Genomic DNA, 26,333 nt, shown 5'->3' on the forward strand with positions numbered 1-26,333 from the left:
CGCGAAGGCGATTCCTAGCATTACAGTTGTCTTTTTGATTTGACATGAGCGCGTTGAGCGGCAGCCTGATGAGCTCTGCGCCAGAAAGACCATGCGATGATGCGTGCGGGTTGAATACGCTTTTTCGAGCAAGTCTGATGGCAATGCGGCGGATTTCCTGGATTGACCAACGGATCAGCGGCGGCGTGGTTATGCTTTGGCTTTTGCCGGGTGGCGAGGTTTCGTTTTTTGGGGCGGTGGCGGATTAGCGCGATGTCGGATCGCGGCCATCATGGCGAAGGCGAGCATCACCAAGGACACATGACGGTGCCAGCCACGCCAGGATATGCTCTCGTTGTGATCCAGCCCGAACTCGTTTTTCGCGATTTGAAAGCTGTCCTCGATCCCCATCGATGGCCTTCGACCGCGACCAGCGTTTCAATTGATGTTCCCGCTGGGCACCAGGTGGTGAAGAAGGCGAGGTCATCATCGGCGATGCGACGACGGATCAGTAGACCACGCGTCCATAAACCATCATTTGCGCTGTTGAACTGCTCGGCCTCGAGGTCGGCCAATTCGAGATAACACCAGTCGTGCAGCCGCGGTCCCTTGGTTCCGGCTCCCACCGACAGGCGCTTCCAGTCGGACGGGCGCCGCGTCCGGGCGAGGTCCGCGGCCGTACCGGCGGTCGCTTGCCCCAGGATCGAAACACATGAGCGCTGCTGACCCAAGCACGTAGCCTTTGCCTGCCCGACGTAGCTGCTGTTCGATGTCGCCAACACTGTAGACCGTATCACCAGCACCGCATCGTCATCCGCCAAGTGCTCGATGACATAGTCCCGGACCATATCGCGCAGGGCATCAGCGTCCCAATCCCCGCGACCCAGGATCGCCTGCTGCCGCCATGGGCCGGGATCGCCAGCCGCCTCCGCGCGCATCCAACCGGTCTTGCGCTGCTCATCTCCGAGCAGACCTTCCAGGAACAGGCCTGCATTCGTCGCCACACGCTCTTGCGTGAACAACGGACGTATCCGCTGCTTGACCTCTCGAAGCGACGCCGCCCACAACGCAAGCGTCTCCTCAACCGACGCGGCCCGCGTCCACGACATTCGAATCATGGTTGCCCATGGATTCAGAAGCCCACAAACAAAGCAACTGTAATGCTAGTAGGAAGAGGTCGCATCCGCAAAGGACCGGTGCGGGTTGGGAGGATGCCACGCGAGCTCAATGAGAACGCAACGATCGTCTCCGTCACAATTGCGACGCCTGTCGCATTTGCGACGAGTGAACTGTCGCTGACGCGTGCCAGAAATGTGCAGATCACTTCCAGCTGACCCATTCACGTGGCGGGAATGCCATCGCCTCCGAGATGGCACGCGAGTTGCTGACTCTCATTCTGGGGCCGCTCATGCTGGTCGCCACCAGAAGAATTGAATGTGAACGCTGTTGCCGGACGCGGAAAACATGTCAAAGATGCCGAGGATAGCGGCGAGATGCGGGTCATCACCGAATATAAGGATTGCCGGAGCTCTTCGAACAATGGCAAAGGACGCTGTGGGTCACAGGCTGCCTCGGGCGATCTGCCGTCCGAAATCTGCGACCAAGTTAAGAGTCATCCCTGGTATAGCGAAGAAGCTCATCATCATTACGCTCGCATGCATGTCGCGGTGGCGCCGGATTGCAACATCCAATGCAACTACTGCAATCGCAAGTACGACTGCGCCAATGAATCGCATCCGGGTGTTGTTGGTGAGAAGCTCACTCCTGAGCATGCGGCGAGAAAGCTGGTCGCGGTCGCCACGACAATTCCACAGCTGACTGTGCTCGGTATCGCCGGCCCCGGCGAGGCTTTGGCCAGTCCGAAAACGACATTAAGACTTTTGAACTCGTTGCCAGGGCGGCGCCGGACATCAAGTTGTGTCTACCAACGAACGGGCTGGACCTGCTTGATCATGTCGACGCGATATCCCGCTGCAAATCGACCACGTCACCATCACCATGATCTATCCCGAAAATCTATGCCAGGATATATCCTTGGAGTTTCTTCAACTACAAACGCCACACCGGAATCGAAGCTGCGAAACGAATCTCCACTCGCCAATTGCGAGGTCTCGAGATGTTCACGGAAGGGGGCATCCTGTGCAAGATCAATTCAGCGATGATTCCCGGCACTAGCGAGCAGCACCGCATCGAGGTCAATAGGGCGGTGAAGTCGCGCGGCGCCTTCTTGCATAGTACGCCACTGACCTCCGCGCCCGAGCACGGCACAGGATTTGGGCTCAAAGGCCAGCGAGGCCCGACAGCGAAGGAATTGGCGGCGCTGCAGGATCCTTGTGAAGATCAGATAAAGATGATGCGGCATTGCCAGTGCCGCGCTGACGCCCTCGGCCTGCTCGGAGATGATCGCAGCAGCGAGTTCACGACAGAGAAGGTCATGGCCATGGACGTTCAATATGACCTCGAGACGCGCAAGGCTTATCGGGCCAAGATTGACGATGAGCCTGCGGCGAGGATCACGACCAGGCAGAAAGAGTTAGGGGAACTCGCTGGCGAAATGAGCGAGGTCAAGCTTCTGGCCGCGGTCGCACCAAAGGCTCGGGCCTCACTAATGAGCGTTTTGGACGTGCTAGGGAGTTCCAAGTATACGAACTCTCGACATCCGGCGTCAAACTCGTCGGGCACCGTCGTGTCGACGTTTACTGCCAGGGCGGATATGGCGAGGAGGATCGGCTTGCGGGCATCATCCGCGCCATCAACGACTGCCATGCTGTATTTGTGGCCAAGATTGGTGGCTGCCCAAGAGACATTCCGATCAATGCTGGGATCGAGCCGGTCGATCAATACGCGCACGATACCATCGAGAAATCGGCGATCGGCTGGTTCAGGGGCTATCACCATAAAATCAAAAGCGGTGAGATCCGGCACGTCAAGCGCGGCGACGCCTCGATGCGGCAAGAACCGCTGACCTCGGTCGCGTAAGAGGTTGTATCGATGCCATTCAAGATCATCGCCTCGCAATGTGCGAGTTGCTTGGCTTGTGAACCCTTATGTCCAATGTTGCAATCTCGGAGAAGGCTGCAAACTTCGTAATTGAACCAAAGAACCGAATGCATCGTCTGTTTTGACGGGCCCCAGTGTGTGGCTGTCGGTCCAGTCGAAAACACCTGCATCATCCACACATCAGTGATGCGTTACCAAGCGCTTGCCTAAAGGGGTGTGCTCGTGAACTTCATGCTGACAATGAGAGGGTTGAGAAAGGTACCGGTCGAGCGGATCTGGCATCCGAACGAGCTAGATCGCAAGCGGATCGAACGTGCTTTGATCTCGCGCAAGCACTATCGCTATGTCTCGCCGAGTGTGACGCTGGTAAAAGTTGGCTATCTCATTGAGAGTTCCTACCGCTCACGCACAATCGACTACGACGGCGGTCAGATCGATGTCGCGATATTTCATTACGATGTCGTGAGCGGGGTCTGGAAGGTATTTTTCAAGGATCATGCGCGAGGAAGCTGGAAAATTTACGGAATTTTCCACCGGCTGGCCTCGGCGATCGACGAACTGAACACGGATCCCGAGCGGCTGTTCTGGCAGTGAGCTCATTTGACAGCAGTCATATAGGAGCCACAATGGCGCTCGCCACAGAACAATTGATCGAAATCGAACGCCTACTTGCGACAGCTAACAGTGACACTAGGGCCGTTGCTGACCTGAGCCGCCGCTTTCCGCAGCTTACCTTCGTTCGATGTGATGCGGCCGGTGTGACGGAGCAGCCATTCCGCGGTCTTCCGCGGTTTGACCTGCATCTCATCGATGGATCGGACCGCTGCATGCAGATTACCGCCGACCAGGCGCGCGCGACCGGATTGGTGCTGGCTGGAAGGCATGTTGGGCGGTGATCGGCATTGGAGCCGCAGAGAATCACCTCGATGACGCGGAGGCGGTGAATGCAATTTCGATTTCGGATCCCAATATCATTATTGCCGACTCTCAGCGAATTTCCAATCGGTCGACGATTGAGACGCTCCAATGAGCTTTCGCGGTCGGCCCGAAGGGTAGCGTTGCGGTTCCAAGCGGCACGATTGGACTCCTGCTTGGCCTGAAGGCGCTCGGTATTAAACCGCGGCAGGAGGTAATGGCCTCCTCCTGTTCGTTTTTCAAGACGGTCCATGCCATCATCTCGCGGACGCACCGGCCGGTGTTTGTTGACAAAACGTGGCTGAAGGCAATGCCAAAGAACGTATCACGCCTAACACACGGGCAATTATCGCCGCCACCGCCAGGGGCCACCCGGCACCTATGCAAGTGCGAAGTTCAAGTCGCCGCCCGAGGTCCGCGCCGGGGAGGGCGAAACTGATCACGTCACAATCGAGCAGCCTCCGGTCTCTAAAGCTGCAAAAAAACGGGAACGATATGAATCCGCAGATTATCATTCACGTCCGCTTCGCCCCGAATGGCAGGGTGATCCAGATCAGCGAGCGCCCGGCGAGGCTCACGCCCGACCAATGGTTTGATGTTCTCAGGGACCGAGCCGGCTCTGCCTGTCGCCCACTGTCCCGTGGTCGTGGCGTTTTTCGGCTGACCCGGGCCGCAGTTGACACCTTCAAGCAAGAAAACTGTCACGCCGGCATGAGCGAAGAGATCCTCGATAAACTGGCTAGCCTCCAGGTTGAGGTGTTCGCAGGCTGTCCAGCCGCTGCCATCGAGCGGGTCGCGCCAGGGCGTACAGTCTGTCGCAGATCGAAGACATCGGCGAGGGCCTGCCGGTTACAATTGTTGTGATCCTGACTTTCGGATGACTATTTCGGCTAGGTGTTGCCGGCACGCCGGAGTTTGGGTTACGATTGCTCACTCCCGCGTTGTTTTCCCCGGATCGATCATGATTCAAACACAACGGCACGGTTCGACCCTTGACGTTGACAGTGGGTTTGGCATCCAGGTCCGGTAATGGACACGCGCCTGGGCTTCGGTGACTCAACTTTGCTGTGAGACGAGCCATGGCTCTTCACCACCGCATCCCGAACATCTACAGATCGCCAACTGGCGCAGTCGAACAACCTTGAACGAGCTTATCGCAGATCAACTCTCAATCCTTCAGCCGAACGATTTAGAGAACCCCACCACGGCCTCGCTAAACCACATCCTGGGCTGTCTCGCACAGCACCTATTTGCCATTCTCGGCATCCATCAGAATCTTCTTTCGTGGCATGCCGATTGCTGACGTGAGAATGTCGCCGCCGCAAGCAGTCAGAAGTTCCAGACCATCGTTCTACTCGGAAGTCGATGTTGGCACGACCGTGACGATCTATCTTCCACGCTTCGCCGGCGAGGAGGCGGGCTTAGATGTCGCAGGAAGAGATACCTGCCGGTGGATCATCTGCGGCAGCATGACGTTCTCCAGGCCGAGAACTCCGGCAGCAGCCAGTGGGACGGGTAGACGAAGCCGATATCGGTAGTTGGCGTTCAGCCTCAGATCACATCAGTTCTCCTGCGTCAGATATTCCAGCACCGTGTTGCAAGCCGCGTGTGCCTTGGCGAACATTCTGAAGGGCGAGCCACCGAGTGTTTATAGCGGCACGGCTCTCGTCAAGTGGTCGCCAAGACGCGACATAGCAAGAACGCGCGCGAAAGCCGGGGCCGGTCGGGGTCTCATAGGTGATCACAAACGAGAAACCATCCCCACTTGCGCTCCATACTTCAAGATGCTGGATGGGGGTGCGAAATTGAAGGGGCATCCCGGATCGTTAACCTGTAGCTTGCAGCTCGCCGCGGAATCGAATTGGCGATGTGTGTCGGGCCGGCAGCGACCGTTATTGTCCTCGGATCGGCATAAAAGATGTTTGCGTCCCCTCCACGGAGCAGGCCGGCGTCAAATTGCTAGATGCCATGCAAGCATGGTGCAAGGTTGGCGGTCCGCCGGATAAATTCAGGTGCCGAACACCCCGCTTTCGGGCTGTAGCCGGCGCAAACGAAATCCTTCCGTGCGCCAACACACGGTTGCCGTGATCAAGCGCGTGTCGAAAGGCGAATCGCGCCATGCTCGAGACCTTTGATTATTGACGCTTGCGACCTTGGCACCCTGTCAGCGTCGACCACCGCAGAGTCGGGAGATCACGACCGCTGCTGCCGACCGGTAAGACCAACCTACCCTGGCATGCCGCCGATCTCGGAGGTCGGTGAGTAGCGAACGGCCGCTGGTGGCGGCGCTCGCAGTGAACCACCAAGAGACGTTGCCCTGACGTTTTTGACGCAGCCGAGAGCCTGTGCCTGATTCCGTGGAGACAGTTCTCGTTCTCACTCGGGGAACCTGCGCAGGTGATTGGCTATGTGGAGTCCTAAGGGCGCCTTGCGCCAAATAATTCTGATCGACCCCGCGAATTGCGAGTAATTGCGAGAACGACTGCCGTCTCGGCGGGTTCGTCAACCGCGGCAAATCCTCCGCGCGAGGGCCGTTGTTGACACGTGCCGTTTGCAGGCTGAGGCGCGCCATAAATGCTTCTAGCGCGGTGACGGACGGGTCTGTGAAATGCCAGGGCAGGGCACCTCTGCTCCATCGGTGAGAAGCGTAAACTCATCACAATAGTTCGAAGTTAGTATTGTCAGGTTTGAGTCAACGCGCGACCGAGAGACTGGAGAACCTCCAATTTTGAGGCGGCACACTGCTTGCATCGTTCGGACCGGCGGGCCCGGTTCCCCGCATGTCCGCTGTCAAGACCGGATGTATGTCTTCTGTCCGCTTCCGGCCAGCTCGCAAGTCGCGCGAGCTGGGCGGCCAAGCCCAGCCCAGGATCACTCCCATGAAACACTCGCTCCTCGCCCCCGTGTTGCTCTCACTGACGTGTTTGTCGTTCACGGCGGTGCCCCAGAAGTCGGCCCCTGTGGCCCAGGTGGACGATCTCTTCCTTTGGCTCGAGGAAATCGAAGCGCCCCGCGCAGTGGCCCGGGCCCGTGCCGAGAATGACAAGACGCTCGGCGTGCTCCAATCAGACCCCCACAATGGCCGCTTCTATGAGGAGGCGCTCAGCATGCTTCACGCCAAAGACCGGATTCCGTATGTTTTGTTGGAGCGGCGAGGTCTCAGCGATTTCTGCCGGGACGAAAACCATGTGCGCGGCATCTGGCAGCTGTGCCTCGTCCCGCTTTCTGATGGCGGTAAGGACGCTGCTCGTCCGAGTTCGACCGGGACACTAAGGTCGTAGCACACCCGTTTCGGTCTTCCGGCGGGAAAGCAGGCCGTCAGCTGGGTCGACGGCCACACGGTTCCCATCGCAGGAGATTGGGGAGAAGGGACCCTGACGCAGGCGGGCTACCCTATCGTCGTGAAGGAGCTCGAGCGGGCTCAGCCGCTTGTTCAAGCGCGCGAGATCTTCCGTGGGGAGCCGACCAATGCCGTGGCTGTACCCTTCGTGCTGAGGGATAATGAACGCAAAGTTCATGCGACCGGCGCCATGCGCTCCATAAGCTCCATCGCGCGAGTATTTGCTCTTGGCGCCCAACGGACCGATCAAGCTAAAGCTGCCAAATAAAGCGAACATCAGCGGCATCGTCAGTGGCCGCCTGCTCGTGGCGCTCGATGAAGTCGCAGCACTCGCTTTGCGGCAGGCGGTCAACGCGATCTGTTCCGGCTACATCAACGTAGCGAGGCGGTTTACGCCTCATCACTCGAGCCATGATTGCACCCGCCAGTCGCACGGAATTTGCGTGCGGCCTTGCGCCCCGACGGAGAGGTGAATGACGAAAGGCAATGGGACCCATTCATGAGCAAAAAGACAACTCAGATTCATTCGCACGCGGTCGTGTGGATCGACCAGCTCATTGCCAAGGTATTCTCCATAGGCTCAACGGGCGTCAGCGCGATGGCCGTACGCGCGCATTTGGCGCCCCAGGGTCGTGATTGCAAAGCGAATACTGGCTCTGCCGACGTGAAGGACGATCCGACGTTTGTCGTCAGGGTAGGTTGGGCCCTGAGTAGCTGCACCGATCTGCTGATCATCGGGCCGGGGACCGAGAAGACCGAGCTGATGAACTTCCTGAGAGTGAACAGGCCGGATCTCACCCTGCACGTCGAGACAAGTAATCCTCCGACCGACCAGGAAATTGTAGCGGTTGGGCGAAAGATCTTCCGTCTCGATTAAGTTGGCGATGTTCTTCTTCTGATTGTGACGGTGCAACAGATCGGCCCACTTAGGAGAGATGAGGATCGCTCTTCCCGGGGACCACCACCTAGCTCGCGCATCCGTTTACGGCGATAGATAGGCGCGCGAACCGATGCTATTTAAGTCAGTAGCGCCAATGGGTGGCTACCGCGACAGCGCGTTCTCAGTTTTTCGCCTTGCCAAGCCGCCGACGTTGAAGCCGCAGGGAAAGACTGTGCAAAACGGCGATCATCCGCTTGTCAACCGGTGACATGCCTACCAGCAGACTAGAAACCAAAACGGAACATTTAGCAACGGCCGATCGTCGTTTCCGCAGGGCATAGCGCGAGATCAGAACAACGAACTGAAAAAGCCGCGAGCAAAAAATGACCCACGGCATTTTTCTGCCGGGGATCGCATTTTGAGAGAGTTGGATCAGAAGTCCATGCCGCCCATGCCGCCGCCCGGGGGCATCGCCGGACCGGCGCCGCCCTTCTTGGGCAGCTCGGCGACCATGGCTTCCGTGGTGATCAAGAGAGCTGCAACCGAGGCAGCGTTCTGGATCGCGGTGCGGACCACCTTGGTCGGGTCGATGATGCCCTTGCTGACCAGGTTGCCATACTCGCTCGTCTGCGAGTCGAAGCCGTAGGCGTATTGCTCCTTCTCCAGGACCTTGCCGATGATCACCGAGCCGTCTTCACCGGCGTTGATCGCGATCTGGCGGGCGGGCGCGGAGAGCGCCTTGCGCACGATCTCGACGCCGGTCTTCTGGTCGTCGTTCTTGGTGCGCAGGCCCTTGAGCTGCTCGGAGGCACGGAGCAGGGCGACGCCGCCGCCGGGAACAATACCTTCTTCCACGGCCGCGCGGGTCGCATGCATCGCGTCATCAACGCGATCCTTGCGCTCCTTCACCTCGACCTCCGTCGCGCCGCCGACACGGATCACTGCGACGCCGCCTGCGAGCTTGGCAAGACGCTCCTGGAGCTTCTCACGGTCATAGTCCGAGGTGGTTTCCTCGATCTGCGCCTTAATCTGAGCCACGCGCGCCTCGATGTCGGCCTTCTTGCCGGCGCCGTTGACGATCGTGGTGTTCTCCTTGTCGATCATCACCTTCTTGGCGCGACCGAGCATGTTGAGCGTGACGTTCTCGAGCTTGATGCCGAGATCTTCCGAGATCGCCTGACCGCCGGTCAGGATCGCGATGTCCTGCAGCATGGCCTTGCGGCGATCGCCGAAGCCCGGAGCCTTGACGGCCGCAACCTTCAGGCCGCCACGGAGACGGTTCACGACCAGGGTGGCAAGCGCTTCGCCTTCGACGTCCTCGGCGACGATGACCAGCGGCTTGCCGGTCTGCACCACGGCCTCGAGCAGCGGCAGCAACTCATTCAGCGAGGAGAGCTTCTTCTCGTTGATGAGGATGTAGGCGTCGTCCATCTCAACGCGCATCTTGTCGGCGTTGGTGACGAAGTAGGGCGAGATGTAGCCGCGGTCGAACTGCATGCCCTCGACGACGTCGAGCTCGGTCTCGAGCGACTTGGCTTCCTCGACGGTGATGACACCCTCGTTGCCGACCTTCTTCATGGCGTCGGCGAGGAACTTGCCGATCTCCGCGTCACCGTTGGCCGAGATGGTGCCGACCTGGGCGATCTCGTCGTTCGAGGTGACCTTCTTGGAGTTCTTGACGAGGTCCGCAACGACGGCTTCGACCGCGAGGTCGATACCGCGCTTCAGATCCATCGGGTTCATGCCGGCGGCAACCGACTTGGCGCCTTCGCGCACGATCGCAGCCGCGAGCACGGTTGCGGTGGTGGTGCCGTCGCCGGCTGCATCGGCGGACTTGGAGGCGACTTCGCGGACCATCTGCGCGCCCATGTTCTCGAACTTGTCCTCGAGCTCGATCTCCTTGGCGACGGTGACGCCGTCCTTGGTGATGCGCGGTGCGCCGAACGACTTGTCGAGGACGACGTTGCGGCCCTTCGGACCGAGCGTGACCTTCACCGCGTTGTGAGAATTTCGACGCCGCGCAACATGCGGTCGCGGGCATCGACGCCGAACTTGACGTCTTTAGCTGACATGTGAGTTTTCCTGAATGTTTACTTAGTCTCACCCTTGGCGACGCCCAGCAGGCGCTCCTCAGGATGAGCGGTGCGAGCGATGGTTTAGGCGGCCTTCTTCTTGGCGGACGCGTCCGTGAGAACGCCCAGGATGTCGCTCTCTTTCATGATCAGCAGGTCGACGTTGTCGATCTTGACCTCGGTGCCGGACCACTTGCCGAACAGGACGCGGTCGCCGACCAGGACGTCGATCGGGATCAGCTTGCCGCTCTCGTCGCGGCCGCCGGGGCCGACGGCGATGACTTCACCTTGCGAAGGCTTCTCCTTGGCAGTGTCGGGAATGATGATGCCGCCAGCGGTCTTTTCTTCTGCGTCAATGCGCTTGACCACGACGCGGTCGTGAAGTGGACGGAATTCCATGCAGATCTCCTAAGTATTTACACCAGTTGAAGATTTATTGCGTTGGGGAGATAGTGACCCTCATGCGCACTATCACCTCACCGTTACGGCGCGCCATGCAGTCATCCCAGCAGCAGGACGCCCGCCTGCTCGGCCAATAGCGCTTCAAGGTTTTGGTCCACCAGGTCGAGCGCAGGGCGCGGCCTAGCCAGCTATTGATCCAGGCGACGATTGATCCGCTCGGAAGGGCAAGCTGGCGCGCCTGTGAAACTGGCGGCAGTGTGTCACAGAGGCGAACTGTAGAAGAAGTGGTTCAGGAGGGTTCGTCCGCCCCCGGCGTAGAGGGGGATTCGAGCCGAGCGCTGCCGCCGAGGAAGGGCGGGAGCAATCTGAACTTTCTGTCCAACTCGTTCTGTTGAGCGCAATGGCCAAAACGGCAGAAGCGTGCAGAAGGGGCTTGCGACGCAAAGAACGCTTGTAGCACGCATCGAGCCGGTCCCTGTGTGGCGGCTTATCGCCTGCGTCTTTCTTCCCTTCGCGGCCGGGTACCACCTCATATACCTTTTCTGAACGATCAATACGCTGATCGGTGGGCTCGTAGCATTACAGTTGTCTTTTTGATTTGACATGAGCGCGTTGAGCGGCAGCCTGATGAGCTCTGCGCCAGAAAGACCATGCGATGATGCGTGCGGGTTGAATACGCTTTTTCGAGCAAGTCTGATGGCAATGCGGCGGATTTCCTGGATTGACCAACGGATCAGCGGCGGCGTGGTTATGCTTTGGCTTTTGCCGGGTGGCGAGGTTTCGTTTTTTGGGGCGGTGGCGGATTAGCGCGATGTCGGATCGCGGCCATCATGGCGAAGGCGAGCATCACCAAGGACACATGACGGTGCCAGCCACGCCAGGATATGCTCTCGTTGTGATCCAGCCCGAACTCGTTTTTCGCGATTTGAAAGCTGTCCTCGATCCCCATCGATGGCCTTCGACCGCGACCAGCGTTTCAATTGATGTTCCCGCTGGGCACCAGGTGGTGAAGAAGGCGAGGTCATCATCGGCGATGCGACGACGGATCAGTAGACCACGCGTCCATAAACCATCATTTGCGCTGTTGAACTGCTCGGCCTCGAGGTCGGCCAATTCGAGATAACACCAGTCGTGCAGCCGCGGTCCCTTGGTTCCGGCTCCCGCCGACAGGCGCTTCCAGTCGGACGGGCGCCGCGTCCGGGCGAGGTCCGCGGCCGTACCGGCACAGCTCGGAGGTACAAGTTCTCTATCGAGCTCGTTGACGGAAACGAACAAAGCGCAAGGGCGTCAACGCGCCGGGCGGCAATGGACGGTGACGATTGCTAGTGCTGCGCCGCTTTGGCGAGTAGCTAGAGCTCACTTGCGGCGCGGTCGGGCACATCTTCCTTCCAGCGAACCGATCCAAACGGGCGCTCCAGCATACGGCGGACACACACGGGCTCAGGGCCGATATGGAACGCCATGGCCTTGTCGTCTAATGCGCGCTCCGAGCGCGTCCAGCGGTTGCGTTGGCGCAAATAATCGAGCCATGTCGGGCAGTGATAGCGCTCGGTCACAGCTCGGGGCCGGCGATATCACGCGCAACTGACCAACCATAGGCGGCCGTTGCGTTGCCGGTAGAGCGGCACATCCTGCATGACTTGTGGAAGGCTCGAGCATTCTCCAAGGCCACCCGACATTCAAGCTCAACCACCAGTGGGCCGCTCCGGTAGGCCGGCGGGAGCCGCACCTTAGGATCGGCAAGCATCTCGGCGCCCTCCCCGCGCTCGGTGATGGCCGGCATGCGCAGCCAGCACCCAAGCAACGGCAAGAGCAGCATCAGTCCGGCAGGGACGAGCAGCGTGATGTCGACACCGACGGCGTCGGCTAGGCGACCCCAGCCCCAATTGCCAACTGCGAGGCCCCCAGAGAACGCAGCCTACCAAGCCGCAACGGATTGGCGCGCAACTCAGGGGGCAGAGAGCTACACGCCAATGTTGAACAGCGTTCAAGTCCAAACGGCGCCCGCCAAACCCAGAGCTGCGGCTGTCAAGACCGAATTGTGACTCAGCACAGCCGCCGCGATCGCGCCGCTCATGGACAGTGTGCAGGCACGAACCACAGCCTCGCGGATCTTTATCGCCGCGACCTTGGTCGAGAGCTTCTGCACGAATTCCTCATAGACGTCTGCCTGTGCGTAGAGGCGATTGGCGCAGACGCAGGTCTGGCCCCTGTTGCGGTATTTGGAGACGATGGCGGCATCGATATCGGGTCATCGAACACCACGAAAGGCGCCAGCTCGAGGCCGAGCTTCTTCAGGCCGATGCAGGCGCGACGGTACAGGATCTTGCCGACCTCGGTCGAGCCGGTGAAGCCGACAAAGCGCACGGCCGCGTGCTCGCACAAAACCCGCCGATCGGTCGCGAATCTTCGGTGATGACGTTGAAGACACCCTTGGGCACGCGGGCCTTCTCAGCGAGGGCTGCGAGCGCTAGCGCCGAGACCGGCGTCTCACTGACTGGCTTCAGCACCAACTGCAGCCTGCGGCGAGCGCCGGCCCTACCTTGCGGGTGATCATCGAGTCGGGGAAGTTCCACGGCGTGATGGCTGCGCCACAGACGGCAATTGGTGGCCAGATCGCAAGCAGCCTTGCATCCGGGCACCGCGAGGGAATCGTTTCGGCATAGATGCGGCGCGTCCCTTCGGCGTAGAACTCGACATAGGCGCCGCCGATATCGAGTTCGCCTAGCGCCTCAGAGAGCGGTTTCCTCTGCTCGGAGGTCAGGACTAGCACGAGATCCTCGCGATTAATTCGTACCATTTGCGCAGGATGTTGGAACGTTGCTTGGCTGTGAGCTTAGCCCGTGCAGGGAGCGCTCGTTCAGCAGCCTTCACGGCTCTCGTGCAGCCGTTGGCCGAGAGCTGCGGCAGTTTGGCGAGCTAAACGCCGATCGGCAGGTTGTTTTTTCCGAAAGGCGAGGTGAGCCGACTCAGGCGCCAACAATGTAGCAGGTCTCCCGCCGGAGTGACGGGTCCTTCAGACGCCAGCGAAGGATGGACGAGCCGTGCGTGGGTTGTGCTGCGGCCTTCGGGGTCGTTGCGTTGCTTCTGGAGGTCTTCAAATCCGAGCAATCAGGTCTTCGTCGATCGCGAAAAAAAAGGCCGCGCGAGATACCGCGCGGCCGAGTCAGGGAGGAAACGCCCCGAAGGGCACTGAATAGGAGCTCGGCAAGTAAATGAACTCACCGGGAACTCCAATCTTGCACGAAACGTCGTCAGATCGTGCAAGCGGGTATCGGATACTCATTTACCTGGGAGGATTGGAGGCGTTCGTAGCGATATCTTGCAGTTGTTATGCGCAGATCTCGACAACTTCGCAGCAATTGCTATCTGGAAGCCCGCTTCTCGCGAGAATATTCGAACTTGCGTACTGTTCGTTGGGCGCGTCCGGACAAGTCATTTGACGGGCAAAATGCGCAAAGTTGCGATCGCGAATTCGTTGGACATCATCACTGCGTCGCGGATTCCGCGTTGGGCTACGCGAACAGCTGGCAGTGCCGGGGATTTCAACGGTCATTGTCACAGGCGCAATCTGCAGTGTCGCCATGCTCTACGGGAGCGTGGCGCAACGTGAGTCGAATGCCAGCAACGAATTCAAAGATCATGCCATATCGTTGTCACAGACCTTCTTGGAATACGGGCGAATTGCAGCCCTCCCTACGCTCTGGCATCAATCTCTACGCAGCAGGCTTCCACAACGTGGTCTCGGCCCAACGAAACCTTGGCTTCGACGAGAATTGAGGCGTCAAGCCAAGTTACGAATGGCCGTGCGCGCAGTTGAGCATCGGGCGAGCAAGCTCAATCAGCCTCAGCGCGCATATTGATGCTGAAGATGCGTGGCCACGAGAATGACTCGATGTTGCGCGGCGAGGACAAGCCATCGCGATGAAAATCGTCAAAAAGAGCCCTCCGGGGCCGAATTCCATCACGGAGGTGATTCCTCGGCACGGACGTGGCTGAGCAAGAGCATCACAGCTATCCTTGTGAGGAGGACGCCGCCGCGACGTCTCGGGCGATCAACGAACAACGGCAACTGTGGTGAAGTTCATATTCTGGAATCAGCTAAATAGTTCATTTTAAAGTTACAGCTTGCTCCCGTGCTACCATTGTTTGCTCCTGGCGGAGTCGCCAAGTGTTGGACGCAACGACTACAGGGCTTTTGCGTGCTGTTCTTGAGCAGGTTTGCGAGAGTCTGCCTCGCAGCGAAACGGGCACTCGGGCCCATGTCGCTTCCAAGATCTTGGATGGCGCCAAGACAGGTGAGATCACGGCGGACCGCCTTAGGCAGGTCGGCATGGAAGCTCTTCGCTCTGCGCCAACAATGTGGCGGTAGGTGCGGACAACCGATAGTGCTCATGTGAATTTCCAGGTCACGGTGTTGAACATCCTTGTGAGCTACCCGGACGGGTTCGCATCCATGCCGGAGCTCAAGGGAGACATGGCCAGTTTTGGCCACGAGCGGTCCCGATTGGGCGGCGCGCACCAAGAGAATGGGCGCCCGCGTGCCCGACCTCGATCTTGTTTCGCAACGGCTCGTCGAGCGTGTGAATGGAGGGTGGCGCATCATTGACAAGGGACGAGCGGTGCTCGAAGTGATGGAGCTGCGCCCTAGCACGCCCCAAGTCCAGCCAGAGGACACGAGAGCTCGTGAGCTGCCATCGCGAGTGCCGACACGATCCCATTCTGTCGAACTACGTCGGCACGAGCCTGAACCACTGGGGCGGCGCCGGTCCTCTAAGAGCCGAACGTGCGCACCGCACTCTTAAACCGCACTAGGCGATCAACGCGACGCCCGACGATAGGTTGCCGAAGGAGAATTTTCGATGCCGTTGGTCGCGCCGCAACGCGGATCACCGCGACGCCGCCCACCATCGCCAGACGCTCCTGATGCCTCTCAAGGTCGTAGTCCGGGGTGGTCTCCTCGGTCTGAGCCTTCATCTGGGCCGCCCGACCCGATGTCGGCCTTCTTGCCGGCGCCATTGACGATCGAGGTGTTCTCCTTGTCGATCATCACCCTTCTTGGTGCGACCGAGCATGTTGAGCGCGACGTTCTCCAGTTTGACGCCGAGATCTTCCGAGATCGCTTGGCGAAAGAGACGCAGTTCTCCACGATCTCAATCGTGCCGGCATTGCCGCTTCGCTCGGATCAGCCTGCGGATCCTGCTCAATCGCGCCATCGCATGTCCTGCACGGCGCGGTGCGCTTGTCCCTGCCGCGTGAGACACCCCTCCAAGAGGTCGACCAGGTCGTCTCCGTATTGTCAAACTTGTGGCTCACCTGCGCGCCAACTCGCGGGAGCATGCTAAACCACCCAAGTATGCATCGCGGTCCAGAAAGTTCAGCTCATGAACTCTTGAGTCGCCGCTCTCTTGATGCGGGCCTTTCGCAAGAAAGATCTCGAAGAGCCGACCGTGGAATCCGAATATGAAACGCTCTGGGTCGTTGGGATCAGAATGGCCAGCAGCTGGATGCTCGATCTGCCCGAGATGGCGAGCGAGACGCCGCTCCCGATCACAATCAATGCCATAACGCGAGGGAAGACAGGGCGGACCGATGAAGGCCCTCCCGCGGATTGAGTTTGTCAACGCAGCCGACGCGAAGGCGATTCGTACTGATCTGGGGTGAGGATGAGAGCTCAGCATTGTTCCGTATCTCGGACCTGACCTCCCGAGTTGATCGGACCAGATATGCCAACGACGCAGGAGGCCTTCTGCCTTCTCCAGCGAAGTTGCGCTATCGCGCCAGGCCTAGGCAACGTCTGGGATGTCGAGAGCGTCGCACATCGCTCCACCGTGACGGCATTGATGGTCCAGGCGTTCGCGCGCCGGCGGAGCCGACACCACTGCATCATCATCAAGCATCCTTACCACTGCCTGTGATAGTCGACTCTTAGTACGACGGCCTGATGCGGACGGCTCTCCGGTACACGCGACCGATGGCGTGAAGTGCAAGGTATCGCGCGCTCCGGCATCCACGTCGATTGCTGGTATCCAATCTACGATCCGGCGGGCCAAGAGGTTGATCATGCCTCGGCGGCCATTGGCCTACTGTGCTGCGCAAGCCGCACGGCAGCGTGCTGCCGGTCAAGAGCGTTCTAATTACTGACGCTGGATTATGTTGAGGTTCTGACTGAAATCGGCATCCAGAGACCAGTTCCCGACCTCATCAAGGAAAGGCAGAACGGACGGAGCTTCCTCTTGTTCGGCTGTCCCTTCAATGATCGGCTTTTGCTATTTATGCGCGGCAGATCACTAAACGCTCGGCTGACGTCACTACGGGATCGTCGATCCGCAAGCACTCTCACGAAACGAGCTCTGCTTTCTGGTCGAGCAACACCGGACACGTCGCGATATGGCTCCCGCAGGCCATAGAGATGTTGAGCGCCAAGTAGCGGCGCAAAGTGGGCTTCTCGCCGCGGCCCGCTAGTAGGAAGAGGTCGCATCGCAAGCGACGGGTGCGTTGGGAGATTTCACGCGAGCTCAATGAGAACCCAACGGCCATCTCCGTCACAATTGCGACGTCTGTCGCATTTGCGACGTGTGAACTGTCGCTGACGCGTGCAAAACTGTGCGGATCACGTCTAGCTAACTCATTCACAGGGCGGGAATGCCATCGCCATCCGAGATGGCACGCGAGTTGCTAACTCTCGCTGTGGCCGCTCAGGCTGGTCGCCATGGGCACACTTGATAGAGAATTGAACATGAACGCGGTTGCCGGACGCGGAAAAAATCACAAAGATGCCGAGCATAGCGGCGGGATGCGGGTCATCGCCGATTATAAGGGTTCCCGGAGCTCTTCGAAGAATGGCAAAGGGAGCTATGGGTCACAGGCTGCCCCAGGCGATCTGCCGTCCGAGATCTGGGACAAAGTGAGGCCTCATCCCGGCTATAGCGAAAAAGTTCATCATCATTACGCTCGCATCCATGTCGCGGTCGCGCCGGCTTGCAATATTCAATGCAACTACTGCAATCGTAAGTACGACTGCGCCAAAGAATCGCGTCCGGGTGTTGCTAGTGACAAGCTCATTCCTGAGCAGGCGGCGGGAAAGCTGCTCGCGATTCCACAGCTGACTGTGCTCGGTATATCGGTGCGTAGGCGGCGCCCCGGCTCCCCCAAGAAAGTCACGGAGCGCAACGGCCCAAGGTTGCGCCTCGATGCCGGGCGCCCACTAAGCAGCGCTGTCATCGATTTGACCCACGTCGCTGTGCTGACGGGCCTGTTCTTCGCCGAGCCAGGCGCGTCGCCTTGCAATGTCGAAGGGGCCACCTGTCAGAGGAGGAAAGCTGCCCATGAACCTGGACCCAGTCATTCCACTATCAGGCAGCAAGGGAGCATTGGTCGCACACACGCGGCTCGACGAAGGTCTGCTACCCGAAGCCGAGGATCAGCAACGGCAGATCGGGATCTTCTATCATCTGGCGGAGTGGCCGAAAACATCTGCTCGCAGCAGAGGCGCTGGCCGCTGCCCCCGATCGAGCTCTACCGGTTCCACTTCTACAGACTCGCTGGGCTAAGAGGTCGGAGGTGGCAAAGTTCTGCATTCTATCGCGTCTGTCGGGTCGGGACGCAGCGCATCGCGCCGCGCCGGCTTGGCTGGGTGATGAATGATGAGGCGATTGAGTTCCGCCGCATGGTGGCACGACGTATGCGGCTGGTTGCGACGGTGAACGACCCCGACACCTCCGTGCACCTCGAGTTCGCGCAGCGGCTTTCACCTCATTTGGTAACCGCTCTGAACCGCGAACCTGAACGGCATGCCCGCTACGGCTTGGCGAGTCGCATCGCGGATGACGAGTCGGCATGTCTCATGGCAGACGAGGACAATATGCTGCAGAAGAGCACCTCTGCTCGCGTCTCCTTGCGCCCTGCAGGTTGGCGAGGGGGCGGTGCATGAACATGATCGTTTGCGACAGTGATGTGGTCCAGCTAAGCGGGCCGCCCGCGTTCAGCTTCGGTGAAAAGGTGAGGGCCAGCGGTACCATTCGCAATGACGGCACCTTTCGCGGCAAGGAGATCGGCGACATTCTGGCCAAGAAGGGCGACGTGGGTAATGTCGTTTCCATCGGCACGTTCGTGCAGAAACTCTATATCTACGGGTTCGAATTTCTTGAAAGTGGCTACCGCCTTGGCATGAGGCGCAAAGAGGTCGAACGGGTCGACGAGGGCGTGGATGATCTGCCATTGTCGGAAGTGGCTGTGTCATGACAGAGCCGCGCGTTCCAAAATATCGATCGGGCCAGCGCGTGAAAACCGGAGTCAATCTCATCAATGACGAGTCAGTTGCCACCGCCCCTACTGATGGGATCCTGGTCGGCGCCGGTGCTATCGGCGAGATCGTCCGGGTCGCGATGCATATCGAAGCGAGCGTGCCGGTTTATCTTGTAGAGTTTGGCGAGCGGCTGGTCGGTGGTTGTCTTGAAGAAGAGATCACAGTTCTTTGAGGGGATGCTCTCGCGATGAGAGTGTCGAAAGAGGTGCCGGTCGGGCTGATCCCGCATCCGAACGAGCTAGATCGCCAGCGAATCGAACGTGCTTTGATCTCCCGCAAGCACTATCGCTATGTCTCGCCGAGTGTGACGCCGGTAAAGGATGGCTATCTCATTGGGAGTCCCTGCTGCTCGCGCAGTATCGACAACGATGGCGGTCAGATCGATGTCGCGCTGTTTCATTACGATGCCGTGAGCGGGATCTGGAAACTGTTCTTCAAGAATCATGCGCGAGGAAGCTGGAAAATCTACGGCATTTTCCACCGGCTCGCGTCGGCGATCGACGAATTGAACACGGATCCCGAGCGGCTGTTCTGGCAATGATGCTCATTGGCAACAATCATAAGGAGTCGCAATGGCGCTCGCCACAGAACAATTGATCGAAATCGAACGCCTGCTTGCGACAGCTAACACAGACACTGGCGCCGTTGCTGACCTAAGGCGCCGCTTTCCGCAGCTCACCTTCGTTCGATGTGATGCGTCGGACGTGTCGCGGCAGCCATTCCGGCGTCTTCCGCAGTTTGACTTGCATCTCATCGATGGATCTGACCACTGCATGCAGATTACGGCCGACCAGGCGCGAGCGACTGGATTGGTGCTGGCTAGAAGGGATGTTGGGCGGTGATCGGCACTGGACCCGCAGAGAATCGCCTCGATGACGCGGAGGAGGTGAATGCAATTCCGCTCTCGGACCCTGATATCATTGTTGCCGTCTCTCTGGGTCGAAGCGCTATTGTGTTCGCAGAGAATTTCCAGTCGGTCGACGACTGAGACGCTCGGACCAGCTTTCGCCGTCTATGTTGGCCGCAAGTATAGCATTGCGGTTCCAAGCGCACGATTGGGCTCCTGCTTGGCCTGAAGGCGCTCGGTATCGAGCGGAGCAAGAGGCAATCGCCTCCTCGTATTCGTTTCTCAGACCGTGCATTCCGTCAATCGGGCGGACGCACGGGGGAGTTTGCCGATAGCGAATGTTGGTCCGAAACGTGCCTCAAGACAATGCCGAATAGACCTAACACACAGGCGATTATCGCCGCCAACCCGAACGGGCCACCCGGCACCAATGCAGGTGCGAAGTTCAAGTCGCTGCGCGAGGTCCACCCCAAAGGGCGCGAAACTGAATACGTCACAATCGAGCAGCCCACCGGTCTCTAAACCTGGCAAGAAAAGGAACGGTATGAATCGGCAGATCATCATTCACGTCCGCTTCGCCCCGAATGGCAGGGTGATCCAGATCAGCGAGCGCCCGGCGAGGCTTACGCCGGACCAATGGTTTGATGTTCTCAAGGCCCGAGCCGACTCTGCCTATCGCTCACTGCCCCGTGGTCGTGGCGTCTTTCGGCTGAGCCGGGCGGCAGTTGATACCTTCAAGCAACAAGCTGTGACGCTGGCATGAGCGAAGAGATTCATCGATATCGTGGCAAGCCAGGAGATTGAGGTGTTCGCAGCCTGTCCAGCCGATCCGATCGACGGGGTGGCGCCAGGGCGTACAGTCTGTCGCAGATCGACGAAATGGCGACAGCCTGCCGGTTACAATTCTTGTGATCCTGACTTTCGGCAATGACACGATTATGTCCATCGTTGCTGGCACGACGGAGTCTGGCGTAAGATCGCTTACGGCGCGTTGTTCTCCCTGGATCGGTTATGATTCAGATACAACGCGACGTTGGAGGTCGACAGTGGGGTTTGCATCGGGGCCCCTAGTGGACACGCGCTTAGATGGGTTGCACTCCAAGCTCCAGTCGACAGTTGGGTCCGAGTGTCCGGGGGTCTGTATAGTCGCGATCCGTCGGCTTTGCGAAACACCCACGTGCCGGCGGTCTCGTTCCTCCGATAACCGATGGACAGGCCTCGTCAGATTGATATCAAGACGGGCGTTTTGCGCACCGGCTTGTCCAGCTGCGCACTGCGGCTTTCGAGCGTCTCGTCCCTGATGCGCCTGACCATCGCCGATGACTCAGCTTCTTTCCGAAAGTATCCAGCCGGAGTCCAGTGGACAAGGATGTATACAGGAGTCTGATACTGGCGGACGCCTGCGCACTCGAATCCTTGTGACGGCTGGCAATTTGGAGAGCTCTATAATAGGGCGTCGTGTCCGTCTCTCAGCTGAACAAGAACAAGCTTCGCTCAGAAGCAGCGCGGCTGACATACCTGAAGGAAATTCACCCCCACTAGCGGACACCCTCCGCCATGAACCGGGCCTGCCATCTCCACACCACGGGCTTGGATTTGCCCGAGCGGCGCATGATCTCGGCGGTGCCACAGCCGTCGGCAGTGGCAAGAATGATGTTGGCCCGCCACACATGCTTCTGAGGTGCGCTGCGATCCCAGACGATCGCCTCAAGCCGATGGCGGTCCGCCCGGGTGACCTTTACGATAGTTCCTGCTCTCATGCCCAGAGCTTGAACTGCTTCGGTCGATTTGGGAATCTCCGAATGAATCAGGCCACTAGCAACTGCTGATCGTCATTTCCGCAGCGCAAACCGCGAGGTCAGAACAACGAACTGAAAAAGCCGCGAGCAAAAAATAACCCCCGGCATTTTTCTGCCGGGGATCGCATTTTGAGAGAGTTGGATCAGAAGTCCATGCCGCCCATGCCGCCGCCCGGGGGCATCGCCGGACCGGCGCCGCCCTTCTTGGGCAGCTCGGCGACCATGGCTTCCGTGGTGATCAAGAGAGCTGCAACCGAGGCAGCGTTCTGGATCGCGGTGCGGACCACCTTGGTCGGGTCGATGATGCCCTTGCTGACCAGGTTGCCATACTCGCCCGTCTGCGAGTCGAAGCCGTAGGCGTATTGCTCCTTCTCCAGGACCTTGCCGATGATCACCGAGCCGTCTTCACCGGCGTTGATCGCGATCTGGCGGGCGGGCGCGGAGAGCGCCTTGCGCACGATCTCGACGCCGGTCTTCTGGTCGTCGTTCTTGGTGCGCAGGCCCTTGAGCTGCTCGGAGGCACGGAGCAGGGCGACGCCGCCGCCGGGAACAATACCTTCTTCCACGGCCGCGCGGGTCGCATGCATCGCGTCATCAACGCGATCCTTGCGCTCCTTCACCTCGACCTCCGTCGCGCCGCCGACACGGATCACTGCGACGCCGCCTGCGAGCTTGGCAAGACGCTCCTGGAGCTTCTCACGGTCATAGTCCGAGGTGGTTTCCTCGATCTGCGCCTTAATCTGAGCCACGCGCGCCTCGATGTCGGCCTTCTTGCCGGCGCCGTTGACGATCGTGGTGTTCTCCTTGTCGATCATCACCTTCTTGGCGCGACCGAGCATGTTGAGCGTGACGTTCTCGAGCTTGATGCCGAGATCTTCCGAGATCGCCTGACCGCCGGTCAGGATCGCGATGTCCTGCAGCATGGCCTTGCGGCGATCGCCGAAGCCCGGAGCCTTGACGGCCGCAACCTTCAGGCCGCCACGGAGACGGTTCACGACCAGGGTGGCAAGCGCTTCGCCTTCGACGTCCTCGGCGACGATGACCAGCGGCTTGCCGGTCTGCACCACGGCCTCGAGCAGCGGCAGCAACTCGTTCAGCGAGGAGAGCTTCTTCTCGTTGATGAGGATGTAGGCGTCGTCCATCTCAACGCGCATCTTGTCGGCGTTGGTGACGAAGTAGGGCGAGATGTAGCCGCGGTCGAACTGCATGCCCTCGACGACGTCGAGCTCGGTCTCGAGCGACTTGGCTTCCTCGACGGTGATGACACCCTCGTTGCCGACCTTCTTCATGGCGTCGGCGAGGAACTTGCCGATCTCCGCGTCACCGTTGGCCGAGATGGTGCCGACCTGGGCGATCTCGTCGTTCGAGGTGACCTTCTTGGAGTTCTTGACGAGGTCCGTAACGACGGCTTCGACCGCGAGGTCGATACCGCGCTTCAGATCCATCGGGTTCATGCCGGCGGCAACCGACTTGGCGCCTTCGCGCACGATCGCCTGGGCCAGCACGGTGGCGGTGGTGGTGCCGTCGCCGGCCGCGTCAGCGGACTTCGAAGCAACTTCGCGCACCATCTGCGCGCCCATGTTCTCGAACTTGTCCTCGAGCTCGATCTCCTTGGCGACGGTGACGCCGTCCTTGGTGATGCGGGGAGCGCCGAACGACTTGTCGAGCACGACGTTGCGGCCCTTCGGACCGAGCGTGACCTTCACCGCGTTGGCGAGAATGTCGACGCCGCGAAGCATCTTGTCGCGCGCATCGACGGAGAATTTGACTTCTTTAGCTGCCATCTGGATTTTTCCTTAGGTGTTTAAACTGGATAAGAGAGGGGCTCTTAGGCCGCCTTCTTCTTGGAAGCGGGGACGTCGAGGACGCCCATGATGTCGCTTTCCTTCATGATCAGCAGGTCGACGTTGTCGATCTTGACCTCGGTGCCGGACCACTTACCGAACAGCACGCGGTCGCCGACCTTCAGGTCGATCGGGATCAGCTTGCCAGCTTCGTCGCGGCCACCCGGGCCGACGGCGACGATCTCGCCCTGCGAAGGCTTTTCCTTGGCAGTGTCGGGAATGATGATGCCGCCAGCGGTCTTTTCTTCTGCGTCAATGCGCTTGACCACGACGCGGTCGTGAAGTGGACGGAATTCCATGCAGATCTCCTAATCATCTTACTTCAGTTGAAGATTTCCCGATTGCTAGCAATCGTGGCCCGCGAGTGCCAATGCAGGCGCAGCTGAAATAGGACCGATTTTTTGGGGAACAAGTGTTTGTAGCAGGAAAAATCCGGTGGGCGCGCGGACCTCTGTGGGGTTGCCCCACATCACTTTTCTCCGCTTGCCGCCGAGCACCCGACCTTCTTCTGAGTGAGTCGTACGGCTCTGTCTCTCAACCTAATGTCGCCTAGCAGTTCAATTCCTCTGCCCTAAATTCGAGCTGGTAAAGGCCCGCCGATCTGGTGCCGGTTCAAGTGCGAATCGTCGGCTGACTTCGTTCTAAGATTGGGATGCTTTTAGAACCTGACGCAGAGGTCGCGAATTGGGGGCATCGCTCCGCTTGATCGATGATCCGATACTCAGCAACTCGAGGCGAGGCAACGCTGGCTGCGAGAGCTAGGGCAGCGCCGATGTCCCCGGTTTGCGCGAAAGGGCCTCTGCCGGCATCGCGACAGGTCTATATGCGCGAACAGCTCGCCAAACTGTCCCGCGACCCTGACCTGGCCAAGGCGTTCAACTAAATCCTGAAGCGATGGGCGAGCTGTGAAGACGCCGGTGGCGGCGTGCTGAGTCAATACCGAGCCAGCGTAGGTGTGATCTCGAGAGCAACAAGAGCTGGCACGAAATCTCCGCGCGGTGGCCCCCTGGCGCGCTCGTCGACGCTTGATGAACAGCAGGCCGCCCCGTACCCCCGCAGCTGGTGATCGCAACCGGCACAAAGCCAGGTGGCACCTCTCCATACCCACACTCCGTTCTCCCCCGATCTTGTGTAGCCGCTCGTCGGACCATGCTGCAAAGACGGCCGGTCACAGGCGGCTGGTGCCGTCGCCGACGACGACGTGAGCGGAGGCAAGCTGCCTGACGGAGCGGACGGCCGGAAAGGGTGGGCACGTACCTAAGGAATCGGTAATCCGCATGATGCGGTTGATCCTGCTGAGGACCGCGGCACCCGCGGGCGAAGAACCACCGTTCATCTAAACCAATTGGCCAAGGATCGGCCGAGACATTCGTCTTGGCTCGGAGCGAGCCGCTCGAGGATTTAGTCAAGAAAACGGATAACGATCAGAAATCGTGACACGAACCTGACTCTTGGTCGGTTCTGGGCGCGCCCCCCTTTCTGCGTGTTGGGCTAGCTTATCGTATTCATCGGCGACTTTCAGGAGCCTGTCTCTGGGTTTGCCGGGTCCGAGCGAATCCGCTTTGATTCGCGTTGCATGCGCACGAGCTCGCCAGAGTTGTGGATCGTAGATTGGTCTGTATGGTCTCATGTCGATGAGGACGTTCCAAGATCAAGGAAGTGCGACGGCTGACCTTCGTATCATTACGTAGGCTGCGGTCCGTAAGGACCAGAGACGCAGTCCTTCTGAATGCTGAGTACGCCGCAACGGATGAGCCCAGCCTTTCCGGATTACTTGGCGCGCGTCTTTATCGAAACGTCGGTGAGGGCGAGTGCGAGCTCCGCGATGTTGCGCCGGTGATAACCGCGGATCGATAGCCTCCTACGTGAACGTGCCCCAGAACGGGCTTTTCACAGGTTTGGTGATCATCGCGGTGGGTCACGGCGAGAGAACGTTGAGCGCGCCTCGTCGGCCGGAAAACTGCCGCGAGCATTCTGATTTTTGAAAAGCGAGCGGTGCAGTGCCTGGGTCTTCTTTTGCACCGTGAGTTCCCAAATAATCCGGACGTGCCCCTCTGGAATCGAGGGACGGAAAATATGCATATTTCTGACGCGCAGCTTACTCCTCTTAATCAAATTCAGGACGCGCCCGACATCTCCCTGATCAGAGAAGAGCACATACATCACGCCCCTGTCATTTAGGCGGCGCCGCGCACCTTTGAGAGCCGAGGCCATGACATTGTGATCTTCATCGAAGCAAGAGCGCTCCAGGTCGTCTTTCGCTCTACGATTCCAATAGGGGGCCGCAAAGAGAATGATGTCAAATTTTTCGCCGGAATGCAGTCCAGAATAGGTGTCGCTATAGCGCGCCTCGGCTTTGTCCGAGTAACCTAATCTCTCGATGTTTATCTTCGTCGTGAGGACGGCTTGCGGATTTATGTCGAGTGCCACTAGACTGCCTGCGCCGGCTCGGAGTGCTGCAAGCCCTAGTACACCTGATCCGCATCCGAGATCGAGTACTGTCGCGCCAGGTTCGATGTGCCACTTCGACATCAATGCGTCGGGACCGTGACTTAGGCGTGGTGACAAAACACCAGGCAGGACGTGCAGGGGCAGGCCGCTTACTTCCACGTCATGCGGGCGCTCGCATAATCGCAGTTCGGCTAGCATTGCATCTACGTCAGTCGTTTGGCGCCTTACAGATACGCCTAGCGGGGCATTCATCTAACTCTCCATCTTGTGGTGAAAACAACATCGCGAGACGTCGGGGCAAATCCGGCCAGCAGGCCGGTCTGGACGAACTGCATTCAGCGTCCGGCAAGCGGTGGGCTGGAACGCCGGATAGCCTGCCTCATATTGCTCGCCATCAACCGAGTGCCAAGGATAGCGCGGCTGTTCCCGCGCCTGCTGTCTCGGAAATGGGCACACGACTTTAGAGAGCATCTGTTTACATGTCTCAATGCACAGC

18 protein-coding genes and 8 pseudogenes are annotated in these 26,333 nt (G+C 59.3%); 14 read left to right on the top strand and 12 right to left on the bottom strand.

Annotated features, from left to right (window positions below; translation table 11 throughout):
- Positions 1 to 287 precede the first annotated feature (287 nt).
- The gene (locus tag IVB19_RS38450) at positions 288 to 1,001 is read right to left on the bottom strand and encodes a transposase (protein ID WP_247822274.1); all 714 of its coding nucleotides are present in this window, start codon (positions 999 to 1,001) and stop codon (positions 288 to 290) included.
- 471 nt (positions 1,002 to 1,472) lie between these two features.
- Between IVB19_RS38450 and nifB the strand changes: the two are divergent.
- The 4 genes and pseudogenes from nifB (at position 1,473) to IVB19_RS40955 (ending at position 4,333) form a co-directional block, all read left to right on the top strand.
- A pseudogene (gene nifB / locus IVB19_RS38455) lies at positions 1,473 to 2,958 on the top strand (nitrogenase cofactor biosynthesis protein NifB).
- A 252-nt stretch (positions 2,959 to 3,210) separates the two neighbouring features.
- Positions 3,211 to 3,573, top strand: coding sequence for a DUF3024 domain-containing protein (locus IVB19_RS38465; RefSeq protein ID WP_247822298.1), 363 nt, complete (start codon positions 3,211 to 3,213; stop codon positions 3,571 to 3,573).
- A 32-nt stretch (positions 3,574 to 3,605) separates the two neighbouring features.
- Positions 3,606 to 3,875, top strand: a complete 270-nt coding sequence (locus tag IVB19_RS38470; protein ID WP_247822275.1) for a DUF6129 family protein — start codon at positions 3,606 to 3,608, stop codon at positions 3,873 to 3,875.
- A 200-nt stretch (positions 3,876 to 4,075) separates the two neighbouring features.
- Positions 4,076 to 4,333: a DegT/DnrJ/EryC1/StrS family aminotransferase gene (locus IVB19_RS40955; RefSeq protein WP_524536801.1), complete on the top strand. Its 258-nt coding sequence runs from the start codon at positions 4,076 to 4,078 to the stop codon at positions 4,331 to 4,333.
- Positions 4,334 to 5,347: 1,014 nt separating this feature from the next.
- On the opposite strand, the pseudogene IVB19_RS40960 reads toward IVB19_RS40955, so the two are convergent.
- A pseudogene (locus IVB19_RS40960) lies at positions 5,348 to 5,430 on the bottom strand (ABC transporter); the annotation flags it as partial.
- Positions 5,431 to 6,773: 1,343 nt separating this feature from the next.
- Between IVB19_RS40960 and IVB19_RS38485 the strand changes: the two are divergent.
- Together IVB19_RS38485 and IVB19_RS38490 are read left to right on the top strand one after the other, a co-directional pair.
- Positions 6,774 to 7,175, top strand: a complete 402-nt coding sequence (locus tag IVB19_RS38485) for a hypothetical protein (RefSeq protein WP_247822276.1) — start codon at positions 6,774 to 6,776, stop codon at positions 7,173 to 7,175.
- A 558-nt stretch (positions 7,176 to 7,733) separates the two neighbouring features.
- Positions 7,734 to 8,111: a hypothetical protein gene (locus IVB19_RS38490; RefSeq protein ID WP_247822277.1), complete on the top strand. Its 378-nt coding sequence runs from the start codon at positions 7,734 to 7,736 to the stop codon at positions 8,109 to 8,111.
- A gap of 435 nt (positions 8,112 to 8,546) precedes the next feature.
- Here the strand turns inward: IVB19_RS38490 and groL (IVB19_RS38495) are convergent.
- The 5 genes and pseudogenes from groL (IVB19_RS38495) to IVB19_RS40970 form a co-directional block, all read right to left on the bottom strand.
- Positions 8,547 to 10,186: pseudogene (gene groL / locus IVB19_RS38495) on the bottom strand (chaperonin GroEL).
- Positions 10,187 to 10,270: 84 nt separating this feature from the next.
- Entirely contained in the window at positions 10,271 to 10,585 is a 315-nt protein-coding gene (locus IVB19_RS38500) for a co-chaperone GroES (protein WP_247282145.1), read from the bottom strand.
- Between the two features lie 751 nt (positions 10,586 to 11,336).
- Positions 11,337 to 11,821 (bottom strand): annotated as a pseudogene (locus IVB19_RS38505) (transposase); the annotation flags it as partial.
- Positions 11,822 to 11,937: 116 nt separating this feature from the next.
- Positions 11,938 to 12,443: pseudogene (locus IVB19_RS40965) on the bottom strand (MFS transporter); the annotation flags it as partial.
- A 228-nt stretch (positions 12,444 to 12,671) separates the two neighbouring features.
- Positions 12,672 to 13,689 (bottom strand): annotated as a pseudogene (locus IVB19_RS40970) (aldehyde dehydrogenase family protein); the annotation flags it as partial.
- A 1,295-nt stretch (positions 13,690 to 14,984) separates the two neighbouring features.
- On the opposite strand from IVB19_RS40970, the pseudogene IVB19_RS38530 reads away from it, so the two are divergent.
- Positions 14,985 to 15,393: pseudogene (locus tag IVB19_RS38530) on the top strand (hypothetical protein).
- Between the two features lie 76 nt (positions 15,394 to 15,469).
- Here IVB19_RS38530 and groEL read toward each other — a convergent pair.
- A pseudogene (groEL, locus tag IVB19_RS38535) lies at positions 15,470 to 15,714 on the bottom strand (chaperonin GroEL); the annotation flags it as partial.
- Positions 15,715 to 15,999: 285 nt separating this feature from the next.
- Between groEL and nifT the strand changes: the two are divergent.
- The 7 genes from nifT to IVB19_RS38570 all read left to right on the top strand — a co-directional run bounded on the left by nifT (position 16,000) and on the right by IVB19_RS38570 (position 20,506).
- On the top strand, positions 16,000 to 16,203 hold the full coding sequence (nifT, locus tag IVB19_RS38540) for a putative nitrogen fixation protein NifT (protein ID WP_247822280.1): 204 nt from the start codon (positions 16,000 to 16,002) through the stop codon (positions 16,201 to 16,203).
- A 1,124-nt stretch (positions 16,204 to 17,327) separates the two neighbouring features.
- A complete protein-coding gene (locus IVB19_RS38545; protein ID WP_247822299.1) occupies positions 17,328 to 18,521 on the top strand; it encodes a hypothetical protein in 1,194 nt (397 codons plus the stop codon).
- The gene (locus IVB19_RS38550; RefSeq protein WP_247822281.1) at positions 18,518 to 18,832 is read left to right on the top strand and encodes a nitrogen fixation protein NifZ; all 315 of its coding nucleotides are present in this window, start codon (positions 18,518 to 18,520) and stop codon (positions 18,830 to 18,832) included. The genes IVB19_RS38545 and IVB19_RS38550 overlap by 4 nt, the downstream gene beginning before the upstream one ends.
- Complete coding sequence (locus tag IVB19_RS38555; RefSeq protein WP_247822282.1) at positions 18,829 to 19,068, top strand: nitrogen fixation protein NifZ; 240 nt, start codon at positions 18,829 to 18,831, stop codon at positions 19,066 to 19,068. Before IVB19_RS38550 ends, IVB19_RS38555 begins: the two co-directional genes overlap by 4 nt.
- A gap of 15 nt (positions 19,069 to 19,083) precedes the next feature.
- A complete protein-coding gene (locus IVB19_RS38560) occupies positions 19,084 to 19,437 on the top strand; it encodes a DUF3024 domain-containing protein (RefSeq protein ID WP_247822283.1) in 354 nt (117 codons plus the stop codon).
- A gap of 31 nt (positions 19,438 to 19,468) precedes the next feature.
- Positions 19,469 to 19,738, top strand: coding sequence for a DUF6129 family protein (locus IVB19_RS38565; RefSeq protein ID WP_247822284.1), 270 nt, complete (start codon positions 19,469 to 19,471; stop codon positions 19,736 to 19,738).
- Positions 19,739 to 20,287: 549 nt separating this feature from the next.
- Positions 20,288 to 20,506: a hypothetical protein gene (locus IVB19_RS38570; RefSeq protein ID WP_247822285.1), complete on the top strand. Its 219-nt coding sequence runs from the start codon at positions 20,288 to 20,290 to the stop codon at positions 20,504 to 20,506.
- A 775-nt stretch (positions 20,507 to 21,281) separates the two neighbouring features.
- On the opposite strand, the gene IVB19_RS38575 is transcribed toward IVB19_RS38570, so the two are convergent.
- The 4 genes from IVB19_RS38575 to IVB19_RS38590 form a co-directional block, all read right to left on the bottom strand.
- Positions 21,282 to 21,503: a helix-turn-helix domain-containing protein gene (locus IVB19_RS38575; protein WP_524536796.1), complete on the bottom strand. Its 222-nt coding sequence runs from the start codon at positions 21,501 to 21,503 to the stop codon at positions 21,282 to 21,284.
- A gap of 182 nt (positions 21,504 to 21,685) precedes the next feature.
- Positions 21,686 to 23,326 (bottom strand): chaperonin GroEL, encoded by a 1,641-nt coding sequence (gene groL / locus IVB19_RS38580; protein ID WP_247822286.1) that lies wholly within the window; start codon positions 23,324 to 23,326, stop codon positions 21,686 to 21,688.
- A 44-nt stretch (positions 23,327 to 23,370) separates the two neighbouring features.
- Positions 23,371 to 23,685: a co-chaperone GroES gene (locus IVB19_RS38585; protein WP_247360712.1), complete on the bottom strand. Its 315-nt coding sequence runs from the start codon at positions 23,683 to 23,685 to the stop codon at positions 23,371 to 23,373.
- 1,606 nt (positions 23,686 to 25,291) lie between these two features.
- Positions 25,292 to 26,089, bottom strand: coding sequence for a methyltransferase (locus IVB19_RS38590; RefSeq protein ID WP_346283682.1), 798 nt, complete (start codon positions 26,087 to 26,089; stop codon positions 25,292 to 25,294).
- Between the last annotated feature and the right edge of the window lie 244 nt (positions 26,090 to 26,333).

Source organism: Bradyrhizobium sp. 187, from assembly GCF_023101005.1.
In the GTDB taxonomy this organism is placed as follows: domain Bacteria; phylum Pseudomonadota; class Alphaproteobacteria; order Rhizobiales; family Xanthobacteraceae; genus Bradyrhizobium; species Bradyrhizobium canariense_D.